23 protein-coding genes, 1 tRNA gene and 1 pseudogene are annotated in these 25,977 nt (G+C 63.8%); 23 read left to right on the plus strand and 2 right to left on the minus strand.

Annotated elements, in window-relative coordinates; genetic code table 11:
- Positions 1 to 35: 35 nt before the first annotated feature.
- A pseudogene (locus tag B586_RS09970) lies at positions 36 to 906 on the minus strand (YcaO-like family protein); the annotation flags it as partial.
- 725 nt (positions 907 to 1,631) lie between these two features.
- Here B586_RS09970 and B586_RS09975 point away from each other — a divergent pair.
- The 11 genes from B586_RS09975 (at position 1,632) to xerD (ending at position 13,124) form a co-directional block, all read left to right on the plus strand.
- Positions 1,632 to 2,456, plus strand: coding sequence for a tetratricopeptide repeat protein (locus B586_RS09975; RefSeq protein ID WP_156166346.1), 825 nt, complete (start codon positions 1,632 to 1,634; stop codon positions 2,454 to 2,456).
- Between the two features lie 17 nt (positions 2,457 to 2,473).
- Positions 2,474 to 3,499, plus strand: coding sequence for an HAD-IIA family hydrolase (locus tag B586_RS09980; RefSeq protein WP_047313988.1), 1,026 nt, complete (start codon positions 2,474 to 2,476; stop codon positions 3,497 to 3,499).
- 20 nt (positions 3,500 to 3,519) lie between these two features.
- Positions 3,520 to 3,705, plus strand: a complete 186-nt coding sequence (locus B586_RS09985; protein ID WP_047313989.1) for a hypothetical protein — start codon at positions 3,520 to 3,522, stop codon at positions 3,703 to 3,705.
- A 7-nt stretch (positions 3,706 to 3,712) separates the two neighbouring features.
- Positions 3,713 to 4,522 carry a TlyA family RNA methyltransferase gene (locus B586_RS09990; protein ID WP_047313990.1) on the plus strand — a complete coding sequence of 270 codons (810 nt, stop codon included), beginning with the start codon at positions 3,713 to 3,715 and terminating at the stop codon, positions 4,520 to 4,522.
- A complete protein-coding gene (locus B586_RS09995) occupies positions 4,519 to 5,451 on the plus strand; it encodes an NAD kinase (RefSeq protein WP_047313991.1) in 933 nt (310 codons plus the stop codon). Before B586_RS09990 ends, B586_RS09995 begins: the two co-directional genes overlap by 4 nt.
- 23 nt (positions 5,452 to 5,474) lie before the next feature.
- Positions 5,475 to 7,247 (plus strand): DNA repair protein RecN, encoded by a 1,773-nt coding sequence (recN, locus tag B586_RS10000; protein ID WP_054880040.1) that lies wholly within the window; start codon positions 5,475 to 5,477, stop codon positions 7,245 to 7,247.
- Between the two features lie 208 nt (positions 7,248 to 7,455).
- Positions 7,456 to 8,637 carry a putative cytokinetic ring protein SteA gene (gene steA / locus B586_RS10005; RefSeq protein ID WP_047313993.1) on the plus strand — a complete coding sequence of 394 codons (1,182 nt, stop codon included), beginning with the start codon at positions 7,456 to 7,458 and terminating at the stop codon, positions 8,635 to 8,637.
- A 20-nt stretch (positions 8,638 to 8,657) separates the two neighbouring features.
- Positions 8,658 to 9,602: a copper transporter gene (locus B586_RS10010; RefSeq protein WP_054880039.1), complete on the plus strand. Its 945-nt coding sequence runs from the start codon at positions 8,658 to 8,660 to the stop codon at positions 9,600 to 9,602.
- Positions 9,603 to 9,752: 150 nt separating this feature from the next.
- Complete coding sequence (locus B586_RS10015; protein WP_047314034.1) at positions 9,753 to 11,531, plus strand: CTP synthase; 1,779 nt, start codon at positions 9,753 to 9,755, stop codon at positions 11,529 to 11,531.
- A 13-nt stretch (positions 11,532 to 11,544) separates the two neighbouring features.
- Positions 11,545 to 12,177, plus strand: a complete 633-nt coding sequence (locus B586_RS10020) for an NUDIX domain-containing protein (protein WP_054880982.1) — start codon at positions 11,545 to 11,547, stop codon at positions 12,175 to 12,177.
- Entirely contained in the window at positions 12,174 to 13,124 is a 951-nt protein-coding gene (gene xerD / locus B586_RS10025) for a site-specific tyrosine recombinase XerD (RefSeq protein WP_047313995.1), read from the plus strand. Before B586_RS10020 ends, xerD begins: the two co-directional genes overlap by 4 nt.
- Before the next feature lie 9 nt (positions 13,125 to 13,133).
- On the opposite strand, the gene B586_RS10030 is transcribed toward xerD, so the two are convergent.
- Entirely contained in the window at positions 13,134 to 13,886 is a 753-nt protein-coding gene (locus B586_RS10030; protein WP_054880038.1) for an O-methyltransferase, read from the minus strand.
- 186 nt (positions 13,887 to 14,072) lie between these two features.
- Between B586_RS10030 and B586_RS10035 the strand changes: the two genes are divergently transcribed.
- The 12 genes from B586_RS10035 (at position 14,073) to B586_RS10090 (ending at position 25,784) form a co-directional block, all read left to right on the plus strand.
- Complete coding sequence (locus tag B586_RS10035; protein ID WP_052915647.1) at positions 14,073 to 14,780, plus strand: PPE family protein; 708 nt, start codon at positions 14,073 to 14,075, stop codon at positions 14,778 to 14,780.
- Between the two features lie 116 nt (positions 14,781 to 14,896).
- On the plus strand, positions 14,897 to 16,423 hold the full coding sequence (locus tag B586_RS10040; RefSeq protein WP_047313997.1) for a PE family protein: 1,527 nt from the start codon (positions 14,897 to 14,899) through the stop codon (positions 16,421 to 16,423).
- 483 nt (positions 16,424 to 16,906) lie between these two features.
- Positions 16,907 to 17,770 (plus strand): ParA family protein, encoded by an 864-nt coding sequence (locus B586_RS10045; protein WP_047313998.1) that lies wholly within the window; start codon positions 16,907 to 16,909, stop codon positions 17,768 to 17,770.
- Positions 17,767 to 18,663: a segregation/condensation protein A gene (locus B586_RS10050; RefSeq protein ID WP_054880037.1), complete on the plus strand. Its 897-nt coding sequence runs from the start codon at positions 17,767 to 17,769 to the stop codon at positions 18,661 to 18,663. Before B586_RS10045 ends, B586_RS10050 begins: the two co-directional genes overlap by 4 nt.
- An 85-nt stretch (positions 18,664 to 18,748) precedes the next feature.
- Positions 18,749 to 19,444: an SMC-Scp complex subunit ScpB gene (scpB, locus tag B586_RS10055; RefSeq protein WP_047314038.1), complete on the plus strand. Its 696-nt coding sequence runs from the start codon at positions 18,749 to 18,751 to the stop codon at positions 19,442 to 19,444.
- Positions 19,444 to 20,214, plus strand: a complete 771-nt coding sequence (locus tag B586_RS10060) for a pseudouridine synthase (RefSeq protein ID WP_047313999.1) — start codon at positions 19,444 to 19,446, stop codon at positions 20,212 to 20,214. Before scpB ends, B586_RS10060 begins: the two co-directional genes overlap by 1 nt.
- On the plus strand, positions 20,211 to 20,882 hold the full coding sequence (gene cmk / locus B586_RS10065) for a (d)CMP kinase (protein WP_047314000.1): 672 nt from the start codon (positions 20,211 to 20,213) through the stop codon (positions 20,880 to 20,882). The genes B586_RS10060 and cmk overlap by 4 nt, the downstream gene beginning before the upstream one ends.
- Complete coding sequence (gene der / locus B586_RS10070; RefSeq protein ID WP_047314001.1) at positions 20,879 to 22,270, plus strand: ribosome biogenesis GTPase Der; 1,392 nt, start codon at positions 20,879 to 20,881, stop codon at positions 22,268 to 22,270. Before cmk ends, der begins: the two co-directional genes overlap by 4 nt.
- 680 nt (positions 22,271 to 22,950) lie before the next feature.
- Positions 22,951 to 23,775 (plus strand): cyclase family protein, encoded by an 825-nt coding sequence (locus B586_RS10075; protein WP_047316921.1) that lies wholly within the window; start codon positions 22,951 to 22,953, stop codon positions 23,773 to 23,775.
- Positions 23,776 to 23,991: 216 nt separating this feature from the next.
- Positions 23,992 to 24,765, plus strand: a complete 774-nt coding sequence (locus B586_RS10080) for an IclR family transcriptional regulator (protein WP_054880036.1) — start codon at positions 23,992 to 23,994, stop codon at positions 24,763 to 24,765.
- Positions 24,766 to 24,964: 199 nt separating this feature from the next.
- Positions 24,965 to 25,038: transfer RNA gene (locus B586_RS10085), tRNA-Pro, on the plus strand.
- 209 nt (positions 25,039 to 25,247) lie between these two features.
- Positions 25,248 to 25,784 (plus strand): hypothetical protein, encoded by a 537-nt coding sequence (locus B586_RS10090; RefSeq protein ID WP_054880035.1) that lies wholly within the window; start codon positions 25,248 to 25,250, stop codon positions 25,782 to 25,784.
- The last annotated feature ends 193 nt before the right edge of the window (positions 25,785 to 25,977 follow it).

Here is a 25,977-nt window from a genome sequence, read left to right on the forward strand (position 1 = left end):
GAGGATAGTAGGGCCGGGGCGATAACCTTCACGACCGGAACGCAGCCGTCGGCGAAGTCACATACAACTGCCAGCGGCTCGGTGCCGGCGTGGGCCGCCACCGACGTGGCCGCAGCCGCCACAAGCTCGTTGAGCGAGCCGGCGTCCGGGACCTCCCAGGATATTGGCTGCGCGGCGGGCAGCTGGCGGATCGTTTGCTGTGCCGCGGAGTAGGTATGCACCCGGGCGAATCGGTGATAAAGCACGGACGGTAGATCTTCGCGGGCCCCGCTGATGGCCGTCAGGCGTGACTGGGCGGCTTCGGTGATCGCGCGCGACAACGCCACATTGGGGTCGTGGTGTAGTCCGCTGCCGGTAAAGGGCACTTCAATCATTGGTGAGGTCAGTTCGACCGCGAAGCAGTAGAAGCCGTCCCAGGTGTCGACTCGGGCGATCTGAAGCTGGCTTCCGGCCCGACCCCGGCGCGCCGATGGCCACGGCGTGGCGCTCCATGATCTCGTACAGGGCGTGCAGGGTCGCCTCGTGGTAGCTGTTGCCCGAGGCCAATCCTGTGGTGTCCATCGAAAACATCGGCGGTCCCCACCCGTCGCTGACCGCGATATTGACCGAGACGGCGGTCCATGGCACCCAGGTTTGGCGGCCGGTCAGCAACGTGGTGGCCACCATCCAGTCGATCTTGGCGCCAGGGTGGAAAAGGCTCTTCGCCGGGCGGCGCAGTGTGGCGATGTCGTAGGTTAGGGTGGATTCGAGATCCGTTGTGGCCGTGGCTAATAGATCGGGTGTGATGTTCTCGCAGTGCCAGTTCTCCATGGATTCCATGACGGCGGAGACTTGGGCTGCGCGGTAGCTGGTTGCCTTCCCCTGGCTGACCGACAAGGTTAGCGAGGCGGGTCGTACGGCTTGCACGGTGGGGATTCCGAGATCGTCGAGCCAGGTTAGATCGGCGGCTCTGGTGATGCCAGCCGTCTGATGCGGTAGGTGCCCGATCGGTGGGCAATTCTCGTGGGGTCGGCATTGCCCAATATGCGTGCTGGCCAGTGCGACCAATTCGGGCCCACTGGCTCAGTGGTGGCGAGTCGGTGGAAGTCCGACATGGGAATTTACGCTAACTGAGTTGGGCGCCGGCGCGTTAGCAGACTGCAAAGTTCGCCGGGCGATTAGTCGTTGGTCGTGGCCAGCAGACTCAGCGGGGGTCCCATCTGGGATTGGGGGGAGGGGTGACGAGACCCCCGCTGGGGCCTATATATCAACTGAGAGGTGTTCGCAGTCTCGAGCTCGCACTACCGAAGCGGTCGATGCCTCCTATCCCTATCCCGCGACACGAGAGCGGAATTGGGATTCTGCTGGATGTCCGTCTCGAGACATAGTTTTCGGGCTTTTCCGCCGGGCTGCTATCCCACGAATGGCTGGGGGACGGGAGGAAATTCGAGTCCCCCATCCGGGGGACCACGTTGTCCTCCGATTGGGGGACAACGGCCCGCAATCGGTGACCGCCGGTCTTTTGCAGTGATTTTGCGCAACACCGGCGCACCGCTCCGGCCTGATCGGCTGCCGGCCTCAATGGCTCCAGCGAAATTGGGCCCGTAACCTCTAGGGCAAAGTCCCAGCAGCGATTGAGGTGAACGGCACGAGTGGTCGACGACAGGCATGGTCGCAGCGGTGCGCGACGATCGCGCTCGGAATCTGGCGGCGCGCAGCGGGGTAGGCCACCCGGCGAGCGGGACGTTCCTTGGTCAGGCCGTGCGCGTCCAGTCCAGCCGCAAGGCACCGCCCCCGGTGGTGAACGTATAGCCGAAGGCGGGCCTGCGATACCGCCTGGTGTGGACGCCAGGCAACTGGCGCCTGAGATTCGCCGCGAACTGAGCACCTTGGACCGTGCCACCGCTGACGCGGTGGCACGTCACCTGGTCGCTGCCGGTGAGCTGCTCGACGACGATCCGGAAGCCGCCCTAAGCCACGCCCGCGCGGCCCGGGCCCGCGCCAGCAGGATCGCCGCGATTCGCGAGGCCGTCGGAATCGCCGCCTACCAGTGCGGCGATTGGACGCAGGCATTGGCTGAGTTGCGCGCTGCCCGCAGAATGGGCAGCAAGTCGGCATTGCTTGCGTTGATCGCCGACTGCGAACGTGGACTTGGCCGTCCGCAGCGGGCGATCGAGTTGGCGCGCGGGCCCGAAGCCGCCCAGCTCAGCGACGATGATGCTGACGAGTTACGCATCGTCGTCGCCGGCGCCCGAGCCGATCTTGGGCAGCTCGAGCAAGCGCTGACGGTGTTGTCCACGCCGCAGCTGGACCCGGGCCGCGTCGGCACCACGGCTGCGCGGTTGTTCTACGCCTACGCCGACACGCTGCTAGCGCTCGGCCGCGGCGACGAAGCGATGCACTGGTTCCTGCGGTCCGCGGCCGCGGATGTCGAAGGCGTCACCGACGCCGAAGATCGGGTCAGCGAGCTGGGCTGAGTGACAAGCTGATGGGTATGAAAAGTATTGCGCAGGAACATGACTGCTTGCTGATCGATTTGGACGGTACGGTGTTTTGCGGCCACCAGCCCACCGACGGTGCGGTGCAGTCGTTAGGCGAGGTGGCAAGCCGCACGCTGTTCGTCACTAACAATGCGTCCCGTAGCGCTGATGAGGTAGCCGCGCATTTGTGCGAACTCGGCTTCACCGCCACCGGTGACGACGTGGTGACCAGTGCCCAGAGCGCAGCCCATCTGCTAGCCGAAGAGTTACCGCCGGGTGCGCCGGTGCTGATCGTGGGCACCGAGTCGCTGGCTAAAGAAATTGTCACCGTCGGGCTGCGTGCCGTCCGACGGTGGGAGGATGAGCCTGTCGCGGTGGTTCAGGGACATTCGCCTACCACCAGTTGGTCTGACCTTGCCGAGGCCGCGCTGGCCATCCGGGCCGGCGCCCGATGGGTGGCGGCCAACATCGACCCCACCCTGCCCACCGAGCGAGGCCTGCTACCCGGTAACGGCTCCATGGTGGCCGCTCTGCGAACGGCCACCGGCGTGGAACCCCGGGTGGCGGGCAAGCCAGCGCCCAGACTGCTGACAGACGCGGTGGCCCGAGGCGATTTTCGCGCGCCCTTGGTGATCGGCGACAGGTTGGACACCGACATCGAGGGTGCTAACGCCGCGGGGCTGCCCAGCCTGATGGTGCTCACTGGGGTCAACACCGCGCGGGACGCGGTGTACGCCGAACCCGCCCATCGGCCCACCTACATCGGCCACGATTTGCGTTCGTTGCATCAGGTTCGTGAACTGCTCGCGGTGGGGCCGCAGCCGGCCTGGCGCGTCGACATCGGCGATGGGTCGGTAACGGTCAGCGGTAACGGCGACGGCCGGGACTCCGAAAACAAAGATGACGGGCTCTCCATCGTTCGCGCTACCGCGAGCGTGCTATGGGATGCGCGATGGCAGGGACGGCCGTTGCGCATCGAGGCCGGCGACGACCGGGCCCGCGACGCGCTGCACCGCTGGTCGCTGGTACGGCACGACTAGTCGACTAGCGTAGGAGCGCAATGACTATCGATCCTGATCAGATTCGCGCCGAAATCGACGCCCTGCTTGCCCAGCTGCCTGACTCCGTCGACTCGGAAGACTCGGTAAGTGGGCCATCTCTGGCCCAGCTCGAAGAGATAGCGCTGCGTCTTTCCGAGGCGCATGACGTGTTGCTGGCGGCCCTGGAGTCGGCGGAGAAGGGCTGAGTGCGTTGTGGCCCGACGTGCCCGCGTTGACGTTGAGCTGGTCCGGCGCGGCCTCGCGAGATCACGTCAGCAGGCCGCGGAATTGATCAGCGCCGGCAAGGTGAGCATCGACGGTTTGCCAGCGGTCAAGCCGGGCACCGCCGTGGCCATCACCGCGGCCCTGACCGTTGCCGACGAGGGCGAACGCAGTTGGGTGTCGCGCGGAGCGCACAAACTTATGGGTGCGCTCGACACCTTCGGGATCCCGGTTGCGGGGCGCCGCTGCCTTGACGCTGGCGCGTCCACGGGTGGATTCACTGAAGTTCTGCTAGATCGCGGAGCCGCTGAAGTGGTAGCCGCGGATGTGGGGTACGGCCAGCTGGCCTGGTCGGTGCGCTGCGATCCGCGGGTGATCGTGGTCGAACGGACCAACGCGCGCGACCTGTCACCCGAGCTGATCGGCGGGCCGGTTGATTTGGTGGTGGCTGACCTGTCGTTCATTTCATTAGCTACCGTGTTGCCGGCGCTGGCTGGATGCGCATTACCGAGCGCGGATATCGTTCCCATGGTGAAGCCGCAGTTCGAGGTGGGCAAGGGCCAGGTTGGTCCCGGCGGGGTGGTTCGCGACCTGCGACTGCGGGCCGATTCGGTGCTGGCCGTCGCGCGCCGCGCGATAGAGCTCGGTTGGCGCACCATGGATGTCACTGCCAGCCCGCTACCGGGTCCGTCGGGCAATGTCGAATACTTCCTGTGGCTGCGCGCTCAGACCGATCAGGGGCTCTTGGCTGAGGGGCTGGAGACAGCCGTGCAACGCGCCATTGCGGAAGGCCCGCAGTGACTCCGCAAAAGAAGCAACGGACCGTGCTGCTGGTCGTCCACACCGGACGTGACGAAGCAACCGAGACGGCTCGGCGCGTAGAGAAAGTTTTGGGCGACAACGGAATTGCACTTCGGGTGCTGTCTGCTGAGGCGGTCGATAGAGGATCGCTGCATCTTGCTCCCGACGATATGCGTGCAGTGGGTGTCGACATCGAGGTGGTCGACGCCGACCCGCACGCTGCCCAGGGCTGCGAACTGGTGCTGGTGCTCGGCGGCGATGGCACCTTTCTGCGGGCCGCCGAGCTGGCTCGCACTGCCAGCATCCCGGTGCTTGGCGTCAACCTGGGCCGGATCGGCTTTCTGGCGGAGGCCGAAGCGGAGGCTATCGACGTTGTGCTGGAGCACGTCATCGCGCGGGACTACCGGGTGGAGGAGCGCTTGACGCTCGACATCGTGGTGCGCCACGGCGGGCGCATCATCGATCGAGGGTGGGCGCTCAACGAAGCCAGCCTGGAAAAGGGCCCGCGGCTGGGAGTGCTCGGGGTGGTCGTCGAAATCGAAGGGCGGCCGGTGTCGACGTTCGGCTGTGACGGGGTGTTGGTATCGACGCCCACGGGATCCACCGCCTACGCGTTCTCCGCTGGCGGTCCGGTGCTGTGGCCGGACCTCGAAGCGATCCTGGTGGTACCCAACAACGCTCACGCGCTGTTCGGCCGGCCGATGGTCACCAGCCCTGATGCCACCGTGGCAATCGAGATAGAGGCGAACGGCAACGCCGCACTGGTGTTCTGCGACGGCCGCCGCGAAATGCTGATACCGGCCGGCGGACGGCTCGAGGTGACTCGTTGTGCCACACCAGTGAAATGGGCGCGCCTGGATAGCGCGCCGTTCACCGACCGCTTGGTGCGCAAGTTCCGGTTGCCGGTGACTGGTTGGCGCGGGAAGTGATGGCATTGCCTGGTGCGTACTGAATGCTGACGGAAATACGAATCGAGTCGTTGGGCGCTATCAGCGTTGCGACTGCTGAGTTCGATCGGGGTCTGACCGTGCTGACCGGCGAGACCGGTACCGGCAAGACCATGGTGGTGACCGGGCTGCACTTGCTCGGCGGGGCTCGCGCCGACGCAAGCCGCGTCCGATCAGGAGCTAACCGTGCGGTTGTCGAGGGCCGGTTCACGACGACCGATCTCGACGACATGGTGGTCGCGCAGCTGGACGGGATGCTGGACGCGTCAGGAGCAGAGCGCGACGAGGATGGCAGCGTGATCGCGCTGCGCTCGGTCAGCCGCGACGGACCTTCCCGCGCTTATCTCGGCGGTCGCAGCGTGCCAGCCAAGTCACTGAGCGGTTTCACCACCGAGCTACTGGCCCTGCACGGGCAGAACGATCAGCTGCGGTTGATGCGGCCCGACGAGCAACGCGCCGCGCTAGACCGTTACGCGGCCGCTGGGCCTATGTGCGAACGCTACCGCAAACTCCGGGATGCCTGGCTGTCGGCGCGGCGCGACCTGATCGACCGCCGCAACCGGGCGCGGGAACTTGCCCAAGAGGCGGATCGGCTGAAATTCGCGCTGAGCGAGATCGATCGCGTTGGCCCGCAACCCGGCGAGGACAACGCGTTGGTCGCCGACATCGTCCGGCTCTCCGAACTGGACACGCTGCGCGAAGCCGCGGTTAATGCACGCGCGGCGCTGTCCGGGGCGCTTGACGATGCGGACGTGTCAGGCTCGAATGCTGTCGACCGTCTTGGGCAGGCGAAGGTTGCGTTGGAATCGACCGATGACGCAACGCTGCGGGCGTTCGCCGACCAAATCGGCGAAGCGCTGACTGTGGTCGTCGACGCGGGCCGCGAACTTGGCTCCTATCTGGAGGAGCTGCCGGTCGATGCCAGCGCGCTGGAGTCCAAGCTGGCCCGTCAAGCCCAACTGCGCACACTGACCCGCAAGTACGCTGCGGATATCGACGGAGTTTTGCAGTGGGCAAGCGAGTCACGCGAACGGCTGGCGCAACTTGACGTCTCCCCTGAAGGGTTGGCAGGCATTCAATCTCGTGTCGATGAGCTCGCACACGAATTATCACAAGCCGCAGTCGATCTCAGCAAGATTCGACGCAAGGCGGCCAATCGATTGGCCAAAGAGGTGACCGCGGAGCTGTCCGCCTTGGCGATGGCCGACGCCGAATTCACCATTAGCGTGACCACCGATCGCATACTGCCTGCCGACCACAATGATTCCGCCGCCGTCACGCTGCCCTCGGGCGAAGTGGCCCGAGCCGGCGCCGATGGCGTCGACCAGATCGAGTTTGGCTTTGCTGCGCACCGCGGTATGACGGTGCTGCCGCTGGCGAAGAGCGCATCTGGAGGCGAGCTATCGCGGGTGATGCTCGCTCTAGAGGTAGTGCTAGCTGCCTCGCGAAAGTGCTCAGTGGGCACCACGATGGTGTTCGATGAGGTCGACGCCGGCGTTGGAGGCTGGGCCGCGGTGCAGATCGGACGTCGGCTGGCGCGGTTGGCGCGCACCCACCAAGTCATTGTGGTGACGCATTTGCCACAGGTTGCGGCCTACGCCGATGTGCATTTGGTGGTGCATAGCGCCGGGCCCGACGGTGCCAGTGCAGTGCGCCGCCTGGCCGGCGACGACCGGGTGGCTGAGCTGGCGCGGATGCTGGCGGGGCTCGGCGAGTCCGATAGTGGCCGCGCGCACGCCCGTGAACTGTTGGACGCCGCGCAGAACGATGAGATCTAACCTGTCCTTCTGCCGCGAGCGTGCGTGTCTGTACTGAGGGCACCTCCCGCTTGCGGGGGACGACCCGCCGCGTGGGGCGTACAACTACGCACCCTCGCGCGATCAAGTCGTTATGAGCCTGTGACAGCTGTGACTGGAGAAACTTCTGAGGTTAGTGTTACGGCGCGCCTCCCGAACCTAGCCGTACTTGACCGACAGAATCGCCGCTATGAGGATGTCAGCGCTGCTTTCCCGCAATACCTCCCGGCCGGGGCTGGTCGGCACCGCCCGAGTCGACCGGAATATTGACCGATTGCTCCGTAGAGTCTGCCCGGGCGACATCGTGGTCCTCGACGTCCTGGATCTAGATCGGATCACGGCTGATGCGCTGGTGGAGGCCGATATCGCTGCCGTCGTTAACGCATCACCGTCGGTCTCGGGCCGTTACCCGAATCTGGGTCCGGAGGTTTTAGTCAATAACGGGGTCACGCTGATCGACGAAACCGGACCTGAAGTCTTTAAAAAGATCAAGGACGGTGCCAAGATTCGCCTTCACGAAGGCGGCGTGTACGCCGGCGACCGCCGGCTGATCCGCGGTACCGAGCGCACCGACCACGACATCGCCGATCTGATGCGGGAGGCCAAAAGCGGGCTAGCCGCCCACTTGGAAGCCTTCGCCGGCAACACCATTGAATTCATCAAAAGCGAAAGCCCGTTATTGATCGACGGCATCGGTATCCCCGACATCGACGTCGACCTGCGTCGTCGGCATGTAGTAATCGTCGCCGACGAGCCTAGCGCCGCCGATGATCTGAAGTCTCTCAAGCCATTCATCAAGGAGTACCAGCCGGTGCTTGTTGGCGTCAGCGGCGGCGCGGATGTATTGCGCAAGGCCGGCTATCGCCCTCAACTCATCGTCGGCGACCCCGAGCAGATCAGCACCGAAGCCCTCAAGTGTGGTGCTCACGTGGTGTTGCCCGCTGACGCTGACGGCCATGCGCCCGGCCTGGAACGGATTCAGGATCTCGGGGTCGGGGCGATGACGTTTCCAGCCGCTGGCTCGGCCACCGATTTGGCACTGCTGCTGGCCGATCATCATGGCGCGGCGCTGCTAGTCACGGCCGGCCACACCGCCAATATCGAGACGTTCTTCGACCGCACCCGAACGCAAAGCAACCCGTCGACCTTCCTCACCAGGCTTCGGGTGGGGGAGAAGCTGGTGGACGCCAAAGCGGTTGCCACCCTCTACCGCAACCACATTTCGGCTGGTGCTATTGCGCTGCTGGCGATGACAATGTTGATTGCGGTCATTGTCGCGTTGTGGGTGTCGCGCACCGACGGTGTGGTGCTGCACTGGGTTGTCGACTACTGGAACCGCTTTTCCCTTTGGATACAGCACCTGGTCGCCTAATTTCCCGAGGACGTGCACTCATGATCTCGTTACGCCAACATGCGTTCTCGCTGGCTGCAGTTTTCCTGGCGCTGGCCGTGGGAGTTGTGCTGGGTTCCGGCTTTTTGTCAGACACCCTGTTGTCCAGCCTGCGTGCCGAGAAGCGGGACCTATACACGCAGATCAGCGGGCTCAACGACCAGAAGAACGTGCTGAACGAGAAACTCAGTGCAGCAAATAATTTCGATAACCAGTTGCTAGGTCGGATCGTGCACGACGCGCTTGTGGGCAAGTCGGTGGTGGTCTTCCGCACCCCGGATGCAAAAGATGACGATGTCACGGCGGTGTCGAAAATCGTGGGCCAGGCCGGCGGTACGGTCACCGGAACGGTGTCGCTGACGCAGGAATTCGTCGATGCCAACTCCGCGGAAAAACTGCGCACCGTGGTGAACTCGTCCGTCCTGCCCGCCGGTACGCAGTTGAGCACCAAGCTCGTCGACCAAGGTTCGCAGGCCGGCGACCTGCTGGGGATCGCGTTGCTGATCAACGCCAACCCGGCCGTCGGTGATGTCGGAGACGCTGCGCGCGGTACTGTCCTGGCGGCACTGCGCGACACCGGCTTTATCACCTACCAGGTGGCCGATCACCCGGGGGCGGCGAACGCCGCGCTGGTCGTTACCGGTGGCTCACTACCCCAAGATGCCGGCAATCAAGGGGTCAGTGTGGCCCGGTTCGCCGCCGCCCTCGCCCCGCACGGTTCTGGCACCCTGCTCGCCGGCCGGGACGGTTCGGCGACGGGAGCCGCCGCGGTGGCGGTGGCCCGCGCCGATGCCGGCATGGCCGCCGCGATCAGCACCGTCGATAACGTCGATGCCGAGCCTGGGCGGATCACCGCGATCCTGGGCCTGCACGACCTGCTCAGCGGCGGCCATGCTGGGCAGTACGGCACCGGTCACGGGGCTACCTCGATCACCGTGCCCCAGTAAGTTCGGTGTAGGGCGTGTTTGCCGCACCACAGCGTGCTGGGTGTTAAGGTGGGTTTCCGTGGGTTGGCAGGCCCAGCTGGCAACGGCCAGAAACATCTTGGCAGAGTCCTGGAAAAACATGCGCTGCCCGTCTTCACGGAGGTCGCCTTAGTGCGTAAGCACCCGCAATCCGCTACCAAGCACCTTTTTGTCAGCGGTGGCGTCGCTTCCTCGCTCGGCAAGGGACTCACCGCGAGCAGCCTCGGGCAACTGCTGACCGCTCGCGGGTTGCACGTGACAATGCAGAAACTTGACCCGTACCTCAACGTCGACCCAGGCACCATGAACCCGTTCCAGCACGGGGAGGTCTTCGTGACCGAGGACGGCGCCGAGACCGACCTCGACGTCGGCCACTACGAGCGGTTCCTGGATCGCGATCTGTCCGGTTCAGCGAATGTCACTACCGGGCAGGTGTATTCGACAGTGATCGCCAAGGAACGACGTGGCGAATACCTCGGTGACACCGTCCAGGTGATCCCGCACATCACTGACGAAATAAAGCAGCGCATTATGGCGATGGCTCAGCCCGACGCCGGCGGCCACCGCCCAGACGTCGTCATCACCGAAATCGGCGGCACCGTGGGTGATATCGAGTCGCAACCCTTTTTGGAGGCGGCGCGGCAAGTCCGCCACGATCTCGGTCGGGAGAACGTCTTCTTTCTGCATGTGTCGTTGGTGCCTTACCTGGCGCCTTCGGGCGAACTCAAAACCAAGCCCACCCAGCACTCGGTGGCCGCGCTGCGCAGCATCGGCATTACCCCGGATGCGTTGATCCTGCGCTGCGACCGGGATGTTCCCGAAGCGTTGAAGAACAAGATCGCGCTGATGTGCGACGTCGATATCGACGGAGTCATCTCCACCCCGGACGCACCCTCAATCTATGACATACCCAAGGTGTTGCACCGTGAGGAACTCGACGCCTTTGTGGTGCGCCGGCTCAACCTGCCGTTCCGCGACGTGGACTGGACCGAATGGGACGACTTGCTGCGCCGCGTTCACGAACCGCACGGGACTGTGCGAATTGCTCTGGTAGGCAAGTATGTTGACCTTTCCGACGCCTATCTGTCGGTCACCGAAGCGCTCCGCGCCGGCGGATTCAAACACCACGCCAAGGTTGAGATAGCTTGGGTGGCTTCCGACGACTGTGAGACAGCCACTGGCGCCGCGGCGGCGTTGGCCGACGTGCATGGTGTGCTGATTCCCGGCGGGTTCGGCATCCGCGGAATCGAAGGCAAAATCGGCGCCATTCGGTACGCCCGGGCGCGGGGGCTGCCGGTGCTTGGCCTATGCCTGGGCCTGCAATGCATCGTGATCGAGGCCGCCCGCTCGGTGGGTCTCGCGCAGGCGAACTCCGCCGAATTCGAACCGGCCACACCAGATCCGGTGATCTCAACGATGGCCGATCAAGAAGAGATCGTGGCCGGCGAAGCGGATCTTGGCGGCACGATGCGGCTTGGCGCCTATCCCGCTGTTTTGCAGCCGGATTCGATCGTGGCCCAAGCGTACGGCACAACGCAGGTGTCCGAGCGACACCGGCACCGCTACGAGGTCAACAACGCCTACCGCGATCGGATCGCCGACAGTGGGCTGCGGATTTCTGGAACCTCGCCCGACGGCCATCTGGTGGAGTTCGTCGAATACCCGGCCGACCTGCATCCCTTCGTTGTCGGCACCCAGGCCCACCCTGAACTGAAGAGCCGGCCCACCCGGCCGCACCCGCTGTTCGCCGCTTTCGTCGGGGCGGCCATCGACTACAAGTCGGCGGAGCTGTTACCCGTTGAAATCCCCGAGATCCCTGCCATCCCGGAAAACCTTGAGCGCGTGCCGAAAGGCAACCAACATCGAGATGGCGTCGAGCGGTCGCTCCCTGAGCCTGCGGCTCGTGGCTGAGCAACCTCGGGGGTTGGGGGGTGTCCCCCAACACACATTCGAGACGACTTCGTCCGAAACGGTGCATCGCGGCAACATTTTCGCGCTGCGCCGCGATCAGGTGCGGATGCCTGGTGGCCGCACTGTGGTGCGTGAGGTCGTCGAGCACTACGGAGCGGTCGCCATTGTGGCGATGGACGACGACAACAACATCCCGATGATCTATCAGTACCGCCACACCTACGGTCGACGGCTGTGGGAACTGCCGGCGGGATTGCTCGACGTGGCAGGCGAGCCGCCGCACCTCAGTGCCGTCCGCGAGCTCAAGGAAGAGGTCGGCCTGCAAGCCAGCACCTGGCAGGTGCTGGTCGACCTCAACACTGCGCCGGGTTTCAGTGACGAATCGGTGCGGATCTATCTGGCCACCGGATTGACTGAAGTGGCGCGACCCGAAGCGCATGATGAAGAGGCCGACATGACCATGCGCTGGTATCCCATCGATGAGGCAGCCCGCCGGGTGTTCAGTGGCGAAATCGTCAATTCCATTGCTATTGCCGGGGTTTTAGCCGCCCATGCGGTGACCACCGGGTTCGCGCAACCGCGCCCGCTGGACAGCCGGTGGATCGACAAGCCAACGGCGTTCGCGGCCCGAAAGGCCGCCCAGTGACGGCGCTTGCGCTTCAGACACAGCTGCAGGGCTACCTCGACCATCTGACCATCGAGCGCGGTGTAGCGGCAAACACGCTGAGCTCCTATCGCCGCGACCTGCGCCGCTATTCCAAGCACCTGTCCGATCGTGGAATTCACGATCTGGCCAAGGTCGGTGAGGACGACGTTAGCGAGTTCCTGGTGGCACTGCGCCGCGGGGATCCCGACTCCGGCGCGGCCGCGCTGTCTGCGGTGTCGGCGGCGCGGGCGCTGATCGCAGTGCGCGGTTTGCATCGGTTCGCCGCCGCCGAAGGGCTGGCCGAATTGGATGTTGCGCGAGCGGTTCGACCGCCCACGCCGGGCCGTCGGCTGCCCAAGAGCCTGACGATTGACGAGGTGCTGGCTTTGCTGGAGGGTGCGGGCGGTGACAGTCCCGCCGACGGACCGCTGACCCTGCGCAACCGGGCGCTGCTGGAATTGTTGTACTCCACCGGATCCCGGATCTCTGAAGCCGTCGGGCTTGACGTCGACGACGTCGACACCCAGGCCAGGACGGTGTTGTTGCAGGGTAAGGGCAGCAAGCAGCGGTTAGTACCGGTGGGGCGCCCGGCTGTGCAAGCGCTGGACGCCTATCTGGTGCGGGGACGCTGCGAGCTGGCACGCCGAGGGACCGGAACGCTCGCAACGCCAGCTATCTTCCTCAATGCGCGCGGCGGCCGGTTATCGCGTCAAAGCGCATGGCAAGTTCTGCAGGATGCCGCCGAACGTGCCGGTATCACCTCGGGTGTGTCGCCGCATATGCTGCGGCATTCCTTTGCCACCCACCTACTCGAAGGTGGCGCCGACGTCCGGGTCGTGCAGGAACTACTGGGTCATGCCTCGGTCACGACAACGCAGATCTACACGTTGGTCACTGTCCACGCGCTACGCGAAGTGTGGGCCGGAGCCCACCCGAGGGCCAAATAGTTCTGCGTTTTAGCCCAGGTATTCGGATTCCAGCACCAAGTCGGGCACCAGCGTCTGATATTCAAGGTGCGCTTTGTGCTCGGTGGTGTTCCACTGCGCGCCTTGCTGCTCGCGCATGTATTTGCGGTACTTCGGTGCGCCGGGAACCATGACATTGTCGGCGACCACGATCGAGCCTCGATGTAGCCAGCCGCGATCGACAATGCTTTGTAGGTCGTCAAGGTAGACCTTCTTATCGTGGTCGAGGAACACGAAATCGAGAGTGCCAGTGGCGAATCCGTGCTTCGACGCTAACGCGTTCAGGGTGTATCCGCCGTCGCCGATGGTGCCGACCACGCACGTCACCCGGTCGGCCACGCCGGCATGTGCCCATATCTGTCGGGCGTTGGCGGCGTTGGCTTCGGCCAACTCGACGGAGTACACCTTGGCGTTAGGGGCGGCGCGGGCGATCCGCAGGGCGCCGTAGCCGCAGTAGGTGCCCAACTCCAACGCCAGTGCTGGGTTGGCGCGCCGCACTGCAGCATCGAGCAGGGGCCCTTTCTCGTCGCCGACGTTGATCAGCATCGACTTTTCATAGGCGAACCGGTCGATGGTGGCTAGCACGTCATCGATGTCGCCCACGCGGGCGTTGCGCAGCACGAAGTCGACGGCCGCTGCCTCGCGTCCGTCACCGATCTGGCCCGTCGTGGTGATATTGCGAATCCCGGCAGCCATGCGCCAGACCGACCATCGCAGCGGAGCGATACGTCCTTTGAGGTTCATCGAGCACCACCTTAGTTGGGTTGGCCGGACGCCGGGATGAGTATGACCTTGCGAGGAATCGACGCCACAATCCGATACGCTCCCGTCGGGGGTGGGTGGGGCAAACACCGAGTTGGCTTGGTGTTTCGTTGTATCGATCGTACTTACCCAGTCGGGATTGTCGGGATTGGTGGATGGGGGCGTCTGGTGACTAGTTTTCTGGCGTTGTCGCCGGAAGATCATTCGGTGCGGATGTTCACCGGGGTGGGGTCGGGATCGTTGTTCACCGCGGCGGCGGCGTGGGACAGTTTGGCTGCAGACCTGGAGTTGTCGGCGGCGTCGTTCAAGTCGGTGATTGAGGGCTTGTCGGCGAGTGGATTGTGGTTGGGGCCGGCGTCTGTCGCGATGACAGCGGTTGCGGGGCGGTATTTGGGTTGGTTGATGACGACAGCGGCGTGTGCTGAACAGTTGGCAGTTAACGCCCGGATGGGGGCCGAGGTATTTGAGGCCGCACGGGCGGCGACGGTGCCTCCGGCGGTGGTGGCGACGAATCGCGAGCTATTGATGTCGTTGGTGGCGACCAATGTGCTGAGTCAAAACAGTCCAGCGATCGCGGCTACTGATGCTGAGTACGGGCAAATGTGGGCTCAGAATGTGGCGGCGATGATGCGCTACGAGACTGAGGTGGACGCGCTGGAAGCGGCGGTGCGGCCGTTTAACCCACCGCCGTCCCAAGCACCGCCCCCGGTGGGGCCAGAGACAGCGAACTTATTTGGTGGTGAAAGTGTGTCGGCGACATTGTCGTCGGCGCTGGCGGGTGCAGTGTCGGCGGCGGTGGGGCGGGCGCGTTCGTTGGGCGGCATGATGTCGGTACCGCCGTCGTGGTCGTTTTGCGGTGAGGATTTTCTGGGGTGATACCAGTTGGATTTAATACCGACCGCGATGCGTTTTTCCCGGGTTTTCGCGTCTGGTGCGTGAGTAAATTGCGCTGGTTGTGTGTGTGACGGTCTTTGGCCGGTCGGGGGAGGGTTATGTCGTTTGTAACTGTCGCATCGGACGCCGTGGAAACGGCGGCCGAGGATTTGTCGGGTGTTGTTTCCACGATCGAATCGGCTAGCACTAGGGCGGCGCCGGCCACCACGATGGTGTTGCCTCCGGCCGCTGACTCGGTGTCGACACGACTGGCCGCGCTGTTCAACGAGCATGGGCAGGTCTATCAGTCGGTCAGCACTCAAGCGGTGACGCTTTATGAGGAATTCGTTGACACACTATCTGTTTCGGGCGGTTCATACGCGGAAAGCGAAGAAGCGAACGTTTTGGCGCTGCAGCCGCCGCTAGGGCGTGCGCCGTTGAGCGCCACTAGGGTTAGCGGTCGGGGCCTGACTTCGATATCGACGTTGTTGGCCGAGGATGAGGTCACCGCGTTGATCATGGGCGGCACCATGAACCCGCTACCTGATGCCGGGTACGTGAGGCAGATCAACAACGCCTTTATCCAGACCGGCTTTCCAGGGGCCGTCCCGCGAGGCGTGTTCACCCCTGAACAATTCTGGCCGGTTACTCCCCACCTCGGTAACCTGACGTTCAATCGGTCTGTCGCCGAAGGCGTACGTCTGCTAGACACCGCAGTCGACACGGAATTGTCGTCGGGAAATCCGGCCGTCGTTTTCGGCTACTCGCAGAGCGCGACGATAGCCCACAACTACATCAATTCGCTGGTTGCGGTGGGTTCGCCATATCCCGATGACATCTCCTTTATGATGGTGGGCAGTCCCAATAACCCGGTCGGCGGGCTGCTCTCGCGCTTTCCTGGCTTTCACATCCCATTCCTGGACGTGCCGTTCAATGGTGCGACGTCGGCAAATATTCCGTATCAGACATCCATTTACACGGCCCAGTACGACGGCATCGCCCACGCCCCACAATTCCCACTCAACGTGCTGTCAGACATCAACGCCGTCATGGGTTATTTCTCGGTGCACATGGACTATCCGAATCTCTTGGCGGACCAGGTTGCCAACGCGGTGCCGTTGCCGACATCTCCCGGTTATACGGGCAATACCAACTACTACATGTTCTTGACCCAGGACCTGCCGCTGCTCCAGCCGATTCGTGCCATCCCGTATATCGGTCCGCCGATCGCCGACCTGCTCCAGCCACAGCTGCGAGTGCTCGTCGACTTGGGCTACGCCGACTTCGGTCCGGGCGGCAACTATGCCGATATCCCCACCCCGGCCGGTCTACTAGCGATCCCCGATCCGTTCGCTGTCACCTACTACCTGATCAAAGGGGGCTTACAAGCAGCCTATGGTGCCGCGGTGGACATAGGGGTGCAGGCCGGGTTGATTGGGCCGGAGTGGTTCCCGACCAGCTACCCGTGGGTCCCGTCGATAAACCCGGGGCTACATTTCTACTGGGGCCAGTCGCAGGTGACGCTGCTATCTGTGCTAAGTGGCCTTCTTGGGCAGATGCTGTATTGGATCCCACCGTATGTCTTTGAGTGGTTTGGGTTTGACCCTGTTTGGTGGACAGGGGTACAAACGGGACAAGCTGCCTAAGTGGGTCGTGTCCTGACGCGGTACAAAAGACGCGCAGGATCAGGACGCGATCTCGAAATCGACTGTCTCACAACTACGCCAAGCAATCAATATTGAGGACCTCCTAACCGGCCCGGTCCACAGCTCGCGAGATGACCCACTCACCAGGCAGCGATGAAGGTCATGCTGACCGATCGCGTGGGCTACCATCGCTCATGCAGTCCTGTGTTACTCGAAAGATGATGACTAGAGCGATGTTTGGCGTTTGGTGCCGAACCGGTCGGCTGTCCATTCGGCCAGGGGATCATGGCGGCCAACGACGGTTCATGCACTGTGACCCGCCAAACCACGACAGCTCCAGACACGCCTCGTCGTGCTGGGCGCAGGCCGCCGTCAGGACCAACTGGCTAGGTTGCCTGCGGGTCTCCCAGCTCGGGCGCGGACAGACGTTAGACTTCCTGCGATGCCCACTGTGATGCCTATCCCGACGAGTCGTAACCGGCAATGACCGATCACGCCGACAGCGTCGTCGAGATCGGCCTGACCGGACGGCCGCCGCGAGCCATCCCAGAGCCCAGGCCGCGCAGCTCACACGGTCCGGCGAAGGTCGTCGCGATGTGCAACCAGAAAGGCGGCGTCGGGAAAACCACATCGACGATCAACCTGGGCGCCGCTCTCACTGAATTCGGCCGGCGGGTGCTGCTGGTGGACATAGACCCGCAGGGCGCACTGTCGGCGGGCCTTGGCGTACCGCATTACGAACTGGACCGGACGATCCACAACCTGCTGGTGGAGCCACGGGTATCGATCGACGACGTGCTGATCCACACCCGGGTAAGGCACTTGGATCTGATACCCAGCAATATCGACCTGTCGGCCGCCGAGATCCAGTTGGTCAACGAGGTGGGGCGGGAGCAGACTTTGGCGCGAGCGTTGCACCCGGTGCTGGACCGCTACGACTATGTGCTGATCGACTGCCAGCCTTCGTTGGGCCTGCTCACCGTTAACGGGCTGGCGTGCGCGGAGGGCGTAGTTATCCCGACGGAGTGCGAATTCTTCTCGCTGCGCGGGCTGGCGCTGCTGACCGACACTGTCGACAAGGTGCGCGATCGGCTCAACCCGAAGCTGGAAATCAGCGGCATTCTGATCACTCGATATGACCCGCGCACCGTCAACGCACGCGAAGTCATGGCGCGCGTCGTGGAGCGGTTCGGCGACCTGGTCTTTGACACCGTGATCACTCGTACGGTCCGTTTTCCCGAGACCAGTGTTGCGGGTGAACCCATCACCACCTGGGCGCCGAAATCGGGCGGCGCCATGGCCTACCGCGCGTTGGCCCGCGAGTTCATCGACCGATTCGGCGCGTGAACGGCACAGTTAATGGCGAGGCGGTACAGCAGAACGGCTGTCCGAACGGTTTTCAAGTCCGGCTCACCAACTTCGAGGGGCCGTTCGATCTGCTGCTGCAGCTGATCTTCGCGCACCGCCTCGATGTCACCGAGGTCGCGCTGCACCAGGTCACTGACGACTTCATTGCGTACACCCGTCAGATCGGCTCCCAGCTGGGCCTCGAGGAGACCACAGCGTTCCTGGTGATCGCCGCGACCCTGCTCGATCTCAAAGCGGCCCGGCTGTTGCCGGCCGGGCAGGTCGAGGACGAAGAGGACCTGGCGCTACTGGAAGTTCGCGACCTGCTGTTCGCCCGACTGCTGCAATACCGCGCGTTCAAGCATGTCGCGCAGATCTTCGCCGAACTGGAGGCCACCGCGCTGCGCAGCTATCCGCGCGCGGTTTCGCTGGAAGAGCGGTACGCGAGTCTACTTCCCGAGGTGATGCTCGGCGTCGACGCCGAGCGGTTCGCTGAGATCGCCGCGGTCGCGTTCACTCCCCGGCCGGTACCGATTGTGGACACCGGGCACTTGCACGAGCTGAAAGTCTCGGTTCCCGAGCAGGCCAAACGATTGCTAGCGATGCTTGAAGCACGGGGCTGCGGCCAATGGGCCTCATTTTCTGAATTGGTCGCCGACTGCCAGGAGCCGATCGAGGTCGTCGGGCGCTTCCTGGCGCTGCTCGAACTATATCGGGCTCGGGCGGTAGCATTCGAGCAGTCCGAGCCACTTGGCGCGCTCCAGGTTTCCTGGACCGGGGAACGGCCGACCCGCGCCGACGACGATGCAGAGCGCAGCGATGAAGAGGAGTGGCGCCTAGGCACCGCCGACGACGATGCAGAGCGCAGCGATGAGGAGGAGCGGCGCTCGTGACCCGCGAAGCCTTGGTAGAAGTGCAAGACGAATCATGACCCGCGCCGACGACGATGCAGAGCGCAGCGATGAGGAGGAGCGGCGCTTGACTCACGAAATGCCCGATCTCGACCTGGACTCTGGAATCCCTGATATCGCTGAGGCGCCGGAGCTCGATGCCGACGAACTCGGCTGTGTGTTGGAGGCGCTGTTGTTAGTGGTGGACACCCCGGTGACCGTCGAGGCACTGGCTGCGGCCACCGAGCAACCTGTCTACCGGATCGCTGCGAAACTGCGGCTGATAGCCGATGAACTCGCCGAACGCGACAGCGGCATCGATCTGCGGCACTCAGCTGAGGGCTGGAGGTTGTACACCCGTGCCCGATTTGCACCCTATGTCGAGAGGCTGCTGCTGGACGGCGCGCGAACCAAGCTGACCCGCGCCGCGCTCGAGACACTGGCCGTGGTGGCCTACCGTCAGCCCGTGACGCGGGCGCGGGTGAGTGCGGTTCGTGGTGTCAATGTGGACGCCGTCATGCGCACCTTGTTGGCACGCGGCCTGATCACCGAGGTTGGTCCCGACCCCGACTCCGGCGCGGTGATGTTCGCGACCACCGAGCTGTTTTTGGAGCGCTTGGGGTTGACCTCACTGGGCGAGTTGCCGGACATCGCACCGCTGCTTCCCGACGTCGACACCATCGAAGACCTGAGCGAGTCCCTGGACAACGAGCCACGTTTCATCAAACTCACCGGCGGCCAAGTGCCCGAGCAGCCACTGTCGTTCGACGTGGACCAGGATTGATGGTCGAAATCCACGATTCGAGGAAGGACCGGGGGACTGGGGCGGTCCGCCTGCAAAAGGTGTTGTCTCAGGCCGGGATTGCGTCGCGGCGGGCCGCTGAGAAGTTAATCATCGATGGCCGCGTCGAAGTGGACGGTCAGCTAGTGACGGAGTTGGGTACCCGAGTCAACCCGGATGTCTCGGTGGTTCGGGTCGACGGGACCAGGGTGGTGATCGACGACTCACTGGTGTATCTGGCGCTGAACAAGCCACGCGGCATGCACTCGACCATGTCGGACGACCGCGGCCGGCCGTGCGTCGGCGACTTGATCGAGCGCCGGGTGCGAGGCAACAAGAAGCTGTTTCACGTGGGGCGGTTAGACGCCGATACCGAAGGGCTGATCCTGCTGACCAACGACGGTGAGTTGGCACACCGGTTGATGCATCCGTCCCATGAGGTGCCCAAGACGTATTTGGCGACGGTGAAAGGGTCGGTTCCGCGCGGGTTAGGCAAGAAGCTACGCGCGGGGCTTGAGTTGGACGACGGCCCCGCACATGTCGACGATTTCGCGGTGGTGGATGCGATCCCAGGTAAGACGTTGGTGCGGTTGACGTTGCACGAAGGACGTAAGCGCATTGTGCGCCGGCTACTGGCAGCCGCGGGCTTCCCGGTGGAGGCGCTGGTGCGCACCGATATCGGTGCGGTGTCGCTGGGAGATCAGCGTCCAGGCAGCCTCCGTGCTTTGCGCCGTGACGAGATCGGACAACTGTATAAAGCGGTGGGCCTGTGACCGATATCGTTATCGCCATAGATGGCCCGGCGGGGACCGGAAAGTCTTCCGTGTCAAGGGGATTAGCGCGTGAGCTGGGGGCGCGCTACCTGGATACCGGGGCAATGTACCGGATGGTGACACTGGCGATGCTGCGCGCCGGAATTGACCCGGAAGATGCTGCAGCGGTCGGGGCGAGTGTTTGGAAAGTGCAGATGCGCTCCGATGGTGATCGTTATTTCCTTGCCGAAGAGGATGTTTCAGCTGAGATACGTGCTGAGGAGGTCACTCAGGCGGTGTCTGCGGTGTCGTCGGTTCCTGCCGTGCGCGCTCGGCTTGTCGGTCTGCAGCGACAGATGGCTGAAGGGCGAGGCAGTGTCGTTGTAGAGGGCCGCGATATTGGAACCGTCGTATTACCCGATGCGCCGGTGAAGATCTTTCTGACGGCATCGGCCGAAACCCGCGCGCGGCGTCGCAATGACCAGAATGTCGCGTCAGGTCTGGCCGACGATTATGAAGGTGTGTTGGCCGATGTGCGCCGCCGCGACCACCTCGATTCCAACCGTGCGGTGTCGCCGTTGCGTGCGGCTGAAGACGCCGTGATCGTCGACACCAGCGAGATGACTGAAGCCGAGGTGATCGCCCACCTAATGGACTTGGTGAAGCAGCGAAGTGGGGCGGTACGGTGAGCCAGGATGGCACCTGGAGCGACGAAAGCGACTGGGGACTTGATGATTCGGATGTAGCCGAGTTCGGGCCGGCGCCGGTAGTGGCGGTGGTAGGCCGCCCCAACGTCGGCAAGTCGACACTGGTCAACCGAATCCTGGGCCGGCGCGAAGCGGTGGTGCAGGACGTTCCCGGCGTGACCCGCGACCGAGTCTCCTACGACGCGCTGTGGACCGGACGCCGGTTCGTCGTACAGGACACCGGGGGATGGGAACCCGACGCCAAAGGCCTGCAACAGCTGGTGGCGGAGCAGGCGTCGGTGGCCATGCGCACCGCCGACGCGGTGATCCTTGTGGTCGACGTCGGCGTCGGGGCCACCGCCGCCGACGAAGCCGCAGCCCGGATCTTGCTCCGCTCGGGTAAGCCAGTCTTCTTGGCCGCCAACAAGGTGGACAGCGAAAAGAGCGAATCGGACGCGTCGGCATTGTGGTCGCTGGGACTTGGTGAGCCGCACGCAATCAGCGCGATGCATGGTCGCGGCGTGGCCGACCTGCTCGATGAGGTACTGGCCGCACTGCCCGACGCGGCCGAATCGACATCGCTTGGCGGCGGTCCTCGGCGCGTGGCGCTGGTTGGCAAGCCCAATGTGGGCAAGAGCTCATTGCTGAACAAGCTGGCCGGCGACCAACGTTCGGTAGTCCACGAGGTTGCAGGGACGACCGTGGATCCCGTGGACTCGCTTATCGAAATGGGCGGCAAGGTCTGGCGGTTCGTCGACACCGCGGGCTTGCGTCGAAAGGTCGGTCAGGCCAGCGGGCACGAGTTCTACGCGTCCGTGCGCACTCATGGGGCCATCGATTCGGCCGAAGTGGTCATCGTGCTGATCGACGCATCGGAGCCGCTGACCGAACAGGATCAGCGGGTGCTCTCCATGGTCATCGAGGCCGGCCGCGCGCTGGTGCTGGCCTTCAATAAGTGGGATCGAGTCGACGAAGACCGGCGCGATTTGCTGGAGCGCGAGATCGATCGTGAGCTGGTGCAGGTCCGCTGGGCGCAACGGGTCAACATCTCCGCCAAGACGGGCCGGGCGGTACAGAAGCTGGTGCCGGCGATGGAAAGTTCGCTGGCATCCTGGGACACCAGGATTGCGACTGGCCCGCTGAACACCTGGATCAAGGAAGTGGTGGCGGCGACGCCACCCCCAGTGCGCGGTGGCAAACAGCCGCGCATTCTATTCGCTACCCAGGCGACCGCTCGGCCGCCGACGTTCGTGCTGTTCACGACCGGTTTCTTGGAGGCCGGCTACCGACGCTTCCTGGAACGTCGGCTGCGTGAGACGTTCGGGTTCGAGGGCAGTCCGATCCGGATCAACGTGCGGGTGCGCGAAAAACGGGGAACCAAGCGCCGCTAGCTGGTCGCACTGCGACTAGGCCGCGTCGCCGTCTGGCAGGTAGCGCTCCGGATGGTGAAAGTCGTTGGTGCCACTTGGCATTGGCAGGTGCGGCGGAGGGCTCCACTCGGTCTTCCCATCCGGGAGTTTCCTGGTCCGCCAACCCATCTCATGCAACTTATGGTGCGGATGACAACCGAATGTCAGCTTGTCAGTCAATGTTGGTCAGTCCGCCGGCGGCCCACTCGTCCACATGGATGCTCCTATGCCCGTTTACGTGAGGCAACGAATCCACCTTCGCGCGCATCTTGACGTGAGGCAATACGGTGTGATGTGGCGCGAGCGCTATCCACGCGCAGCGAAAGCATTCACAGGCGGCAATTTCTTGCTTGACAACCCGATGATTTGACGTGTTGCTGACGTTTATCCCATGATGCGGTTGCAGATCGCCGCATCTTAGTTATTGACTTTGTCTTAAATACTGGTCTATCGTCTCGTATCGCGGATGTTAAAGACCGTATAGCGGGATTTATGGGATAGCTTGTCGTCGACGACATCGCTTCTGCCCACCTGGCTAGCTACCAAGCGGTGATCCTGAGGCTCAATTACCACCCACATGGCAGACCGGCGAGCGGCTGGCCGAGCCAGTCCACCCGTGCAACGCCGTCGAAAGAGGCGAAAACGAAAGGAAGAAATAGCGTATGAGTTTCACCTGGCCTATCGGCGAAGCCGAAGCAAAGTTGCAGTTCTATGACTTGTCGCATCCGTGGGGGCATGGGGTGCCGGCGTCGCCGTACAGCGAAGACGTCAAGATCGAGCGGTTGCAGAACATGGCCAGGGGCCGGGTCTTGACCCAGAAGATCACCACGGTGATGCACTCCGGTACGCACATTGATGCGCCTGTGCATGTGTTTGAAGGCACGCCCTGCGTGCACGAGATGCCATTGAGCGCGTTTTTCGGCACTGGCGTGGTCGTGTCAATCCCGAAGGGCAAGTGGGAAGTCGTCACCGTCGAGGATCTCGAGAAGGCCGCACCTGACATCCGGCCCGGCGACATCGTCATTGTCAACACCGGGTGGCACCACAAATACGCCGACAGCGCCGCGTACTACGCCCATTCTCCGGGATTCTGCAAGGAAGCCGGCGAGTGGTTCGTGGCCAAGGGTGTCAAAGCGCTCGGCACTGACACCCCGGCATTGGACCACCCGATGGCTACCGCACTCGGCCCGCACGGTCCCGGCGAACACGTGGGTGGCCTGCTGCCGTGGGCGGTGCGCGAATACGAGGACCAGACCGGCCATCAGGTGCTCGATGACTTCCCGGAATGGGAGCCGTGTCACCGAGCGATTCTGTCGAAAGGCATCTACGGCTTCGAAAACGTTGGCGGTGAGCTGGAAAAGGTCACCAACAGCCGCGTCACCTTCGCCGCGTTCCCCTGGCGCTGGGTCGGCGGCGACGGATGCATCGTGCGGCTCGTGGCGATCGTCGATCCCACCGGCACCTACCGCATTGAGACGGCGGCGTAATGATCAACCTGACACGCGAGTCCAATCCCGCCGCGGGGCCGCCGTGACACCATCACGCTACAGCTGCAGATCCGCGCGACCGGCCCAGGCCGGCGTGAGCGTCATCAGGACCGTTGCATCCGCCGGACCCATCGCGGCCGATGCTGACAGGCCCAGGCTTCCGTCGCATACGATCCGTCTTGCCGAAGCCCTGCTGAACTCGCTGGGAGATCGTCAATGACCGTCAACGCCGAAGAACACGACGCGCGCGGCGGCGGTATCCAGGTGATTGCTCGCGCGGCCGAGATATTGCGGCTGCTACAGGCTCATCCCGGCGGGCTCAACCAGGCTGCGATCAGCGAGCGGCTGGGAATGGCGCGCTCCACCGTGAGTCGGATTCTCAACGCCCTAGATGACGAAGGTCTGGTGACCGCGGGTGCGGCCCGGGGTCGGTTTCGGCTTGGCCCGGAGATTGCGCGCATGGCCCGCACGGTGCGACTGAGCCTGGTGATGGATCTGCATCCGTTTCTCGAGGAGCTGTCTCGCGAGCTGCAGGAAACGGTGGACCTGTCGATGCTCGATGGGGACCGCGCCAATTTCGTCGATCAGGTCATCGCGCCGCACCGCCTGCGGGCCATCAGCGCGGTGGGCGAATCGTTCCCGCTGTACTGCTGTGCCAATGGCAAAGCGATGCTGGCCAGCCTGCCGCCTGTCCAGCGGACTCAAGCGCTGCCCAGTCGACTCACTCGGCTCACCGCGAACACCATCACGACCCGGGCGGTGCTGCACAAGGAGCTCGATCGCATCCGGGTCGAAGGCGTCGCCTATGACCGCGAGGAACAAAGCGAAGGCATCTGCGCGGTGGGCGCGGTGGTGCAAGCGGCAACCGAGCAAATGGCGGCGGTCAGCGTGCCGGTTCCGGCGCAGCGGTTCTACGGCCGAGAATCCGAACTTGCTCAGGCCCTGCTGGCCTGGGTCGAAAAGGTCAACAACTGGTTGGAGAACGTGTAGAACAGGATGCGCAGGGCGATCAGGCCAGTTCAAACCGCGACGGCCGGTGGCAGCTGCCGTAGGTGTCCATCGTTGTTGTGGCTGGGTGCGCGGAGCGGCGGCTTGCGACTCCCGTGGGCGGTAGGCGGTAGCCGGGCATAGGGTTCAGCTGCGGTAGGCTGTCGACCTGCCGTCGGTCAACCGGCGACACTTAGCACGACGGGCTGTGGCGCAGTTTGGTAGCGCACTTGACTGGGGGTCAAGTGGTCGCAGGTTCAAATCCTGTCAGCCCGACTAAAAGCGGCTATTCGAACTCGCCTACGTCTCCGGCCCCTTGAGGTCGGCCGAGCAAAAATCTGGCAAAACGCTCGGTGTGTAGCTCGCAACCGTAGAGGGCGCAGGTTAGCCGGCCGAGTGCTGCCGGCTGCCGTTGAACGCGCTCCCGGCCGGTGCGAGGGGCCCTGCTTCCGTCTACGCTCAGCGAGGGACAAGGAAGGTATGCGATGTTCGCAGCGTTCGGATTCGAAGCGCTAGGTGTGGTCGTCGGGGACATGTATTTCATCGACCCGGTTCCGCTCGCCGGCCAGGAAACCCCGGAACGGGGAGTCAGACTCGAACTCCGCCTCGTCGATCGAGCCGAGCCCCAAGGGTCGATTTACGCTGGCATCCCAATCGCGTTCACCCGGCCGGTGTGGCGGGTGGACCTTTTCGGCTCCACGGAGAGCCCGCCTGGGACGCTAGACCGCGCCCATCACCACCCCCGCTTCGACGGTTGGGAACCCGGGCCCCGGCATTTCGTCGCCGAACTGTCAGCCGACCCGCTGTCCTGGTTGGTCGATCAGCTGGCCAATCCGGCCGCCGTGCTGGCCCGGGCAGGCGTCGACAGTGATCTAGTCACCGAAGCCGATAAGACCGGACTCGCAGAGGCGGCCCCGGAGATTGTCGCTGTTGTGAAGCGGATGCTCGACGGGGTGCGGGATGGGGAATTGGCTCCGGCCCCCACGGAGCCGGTTGCGGCGGCCCGCACCGGCTGGCTCTGATTTTGACTCGACAGGGTTCTTCCAATCCGGTCGCCGAGTCGTCATCAGTGGAGTTGTCACAGCTAGTTGAGAACTCTGGGGGACGGCCTGGTACGGTTTTGATTGGTCGGACTTGTTTCGAAAGCCATTGTGGCACAGTCAAATTTGTCCATCGTTTAATTGGTGGTCAAGCAACGTGAGATTACGGGGCCAT

The organism is Mycobacterium haemophilum DSM 44634 (assembly GCF_000340435.2).
Lineage (GTDB): Bacteria > Actinomycetota > Actinomycetes > Mycobacteriales > Mycobacteriaceae > Mycobacterium > Mycobacterium haemophilum.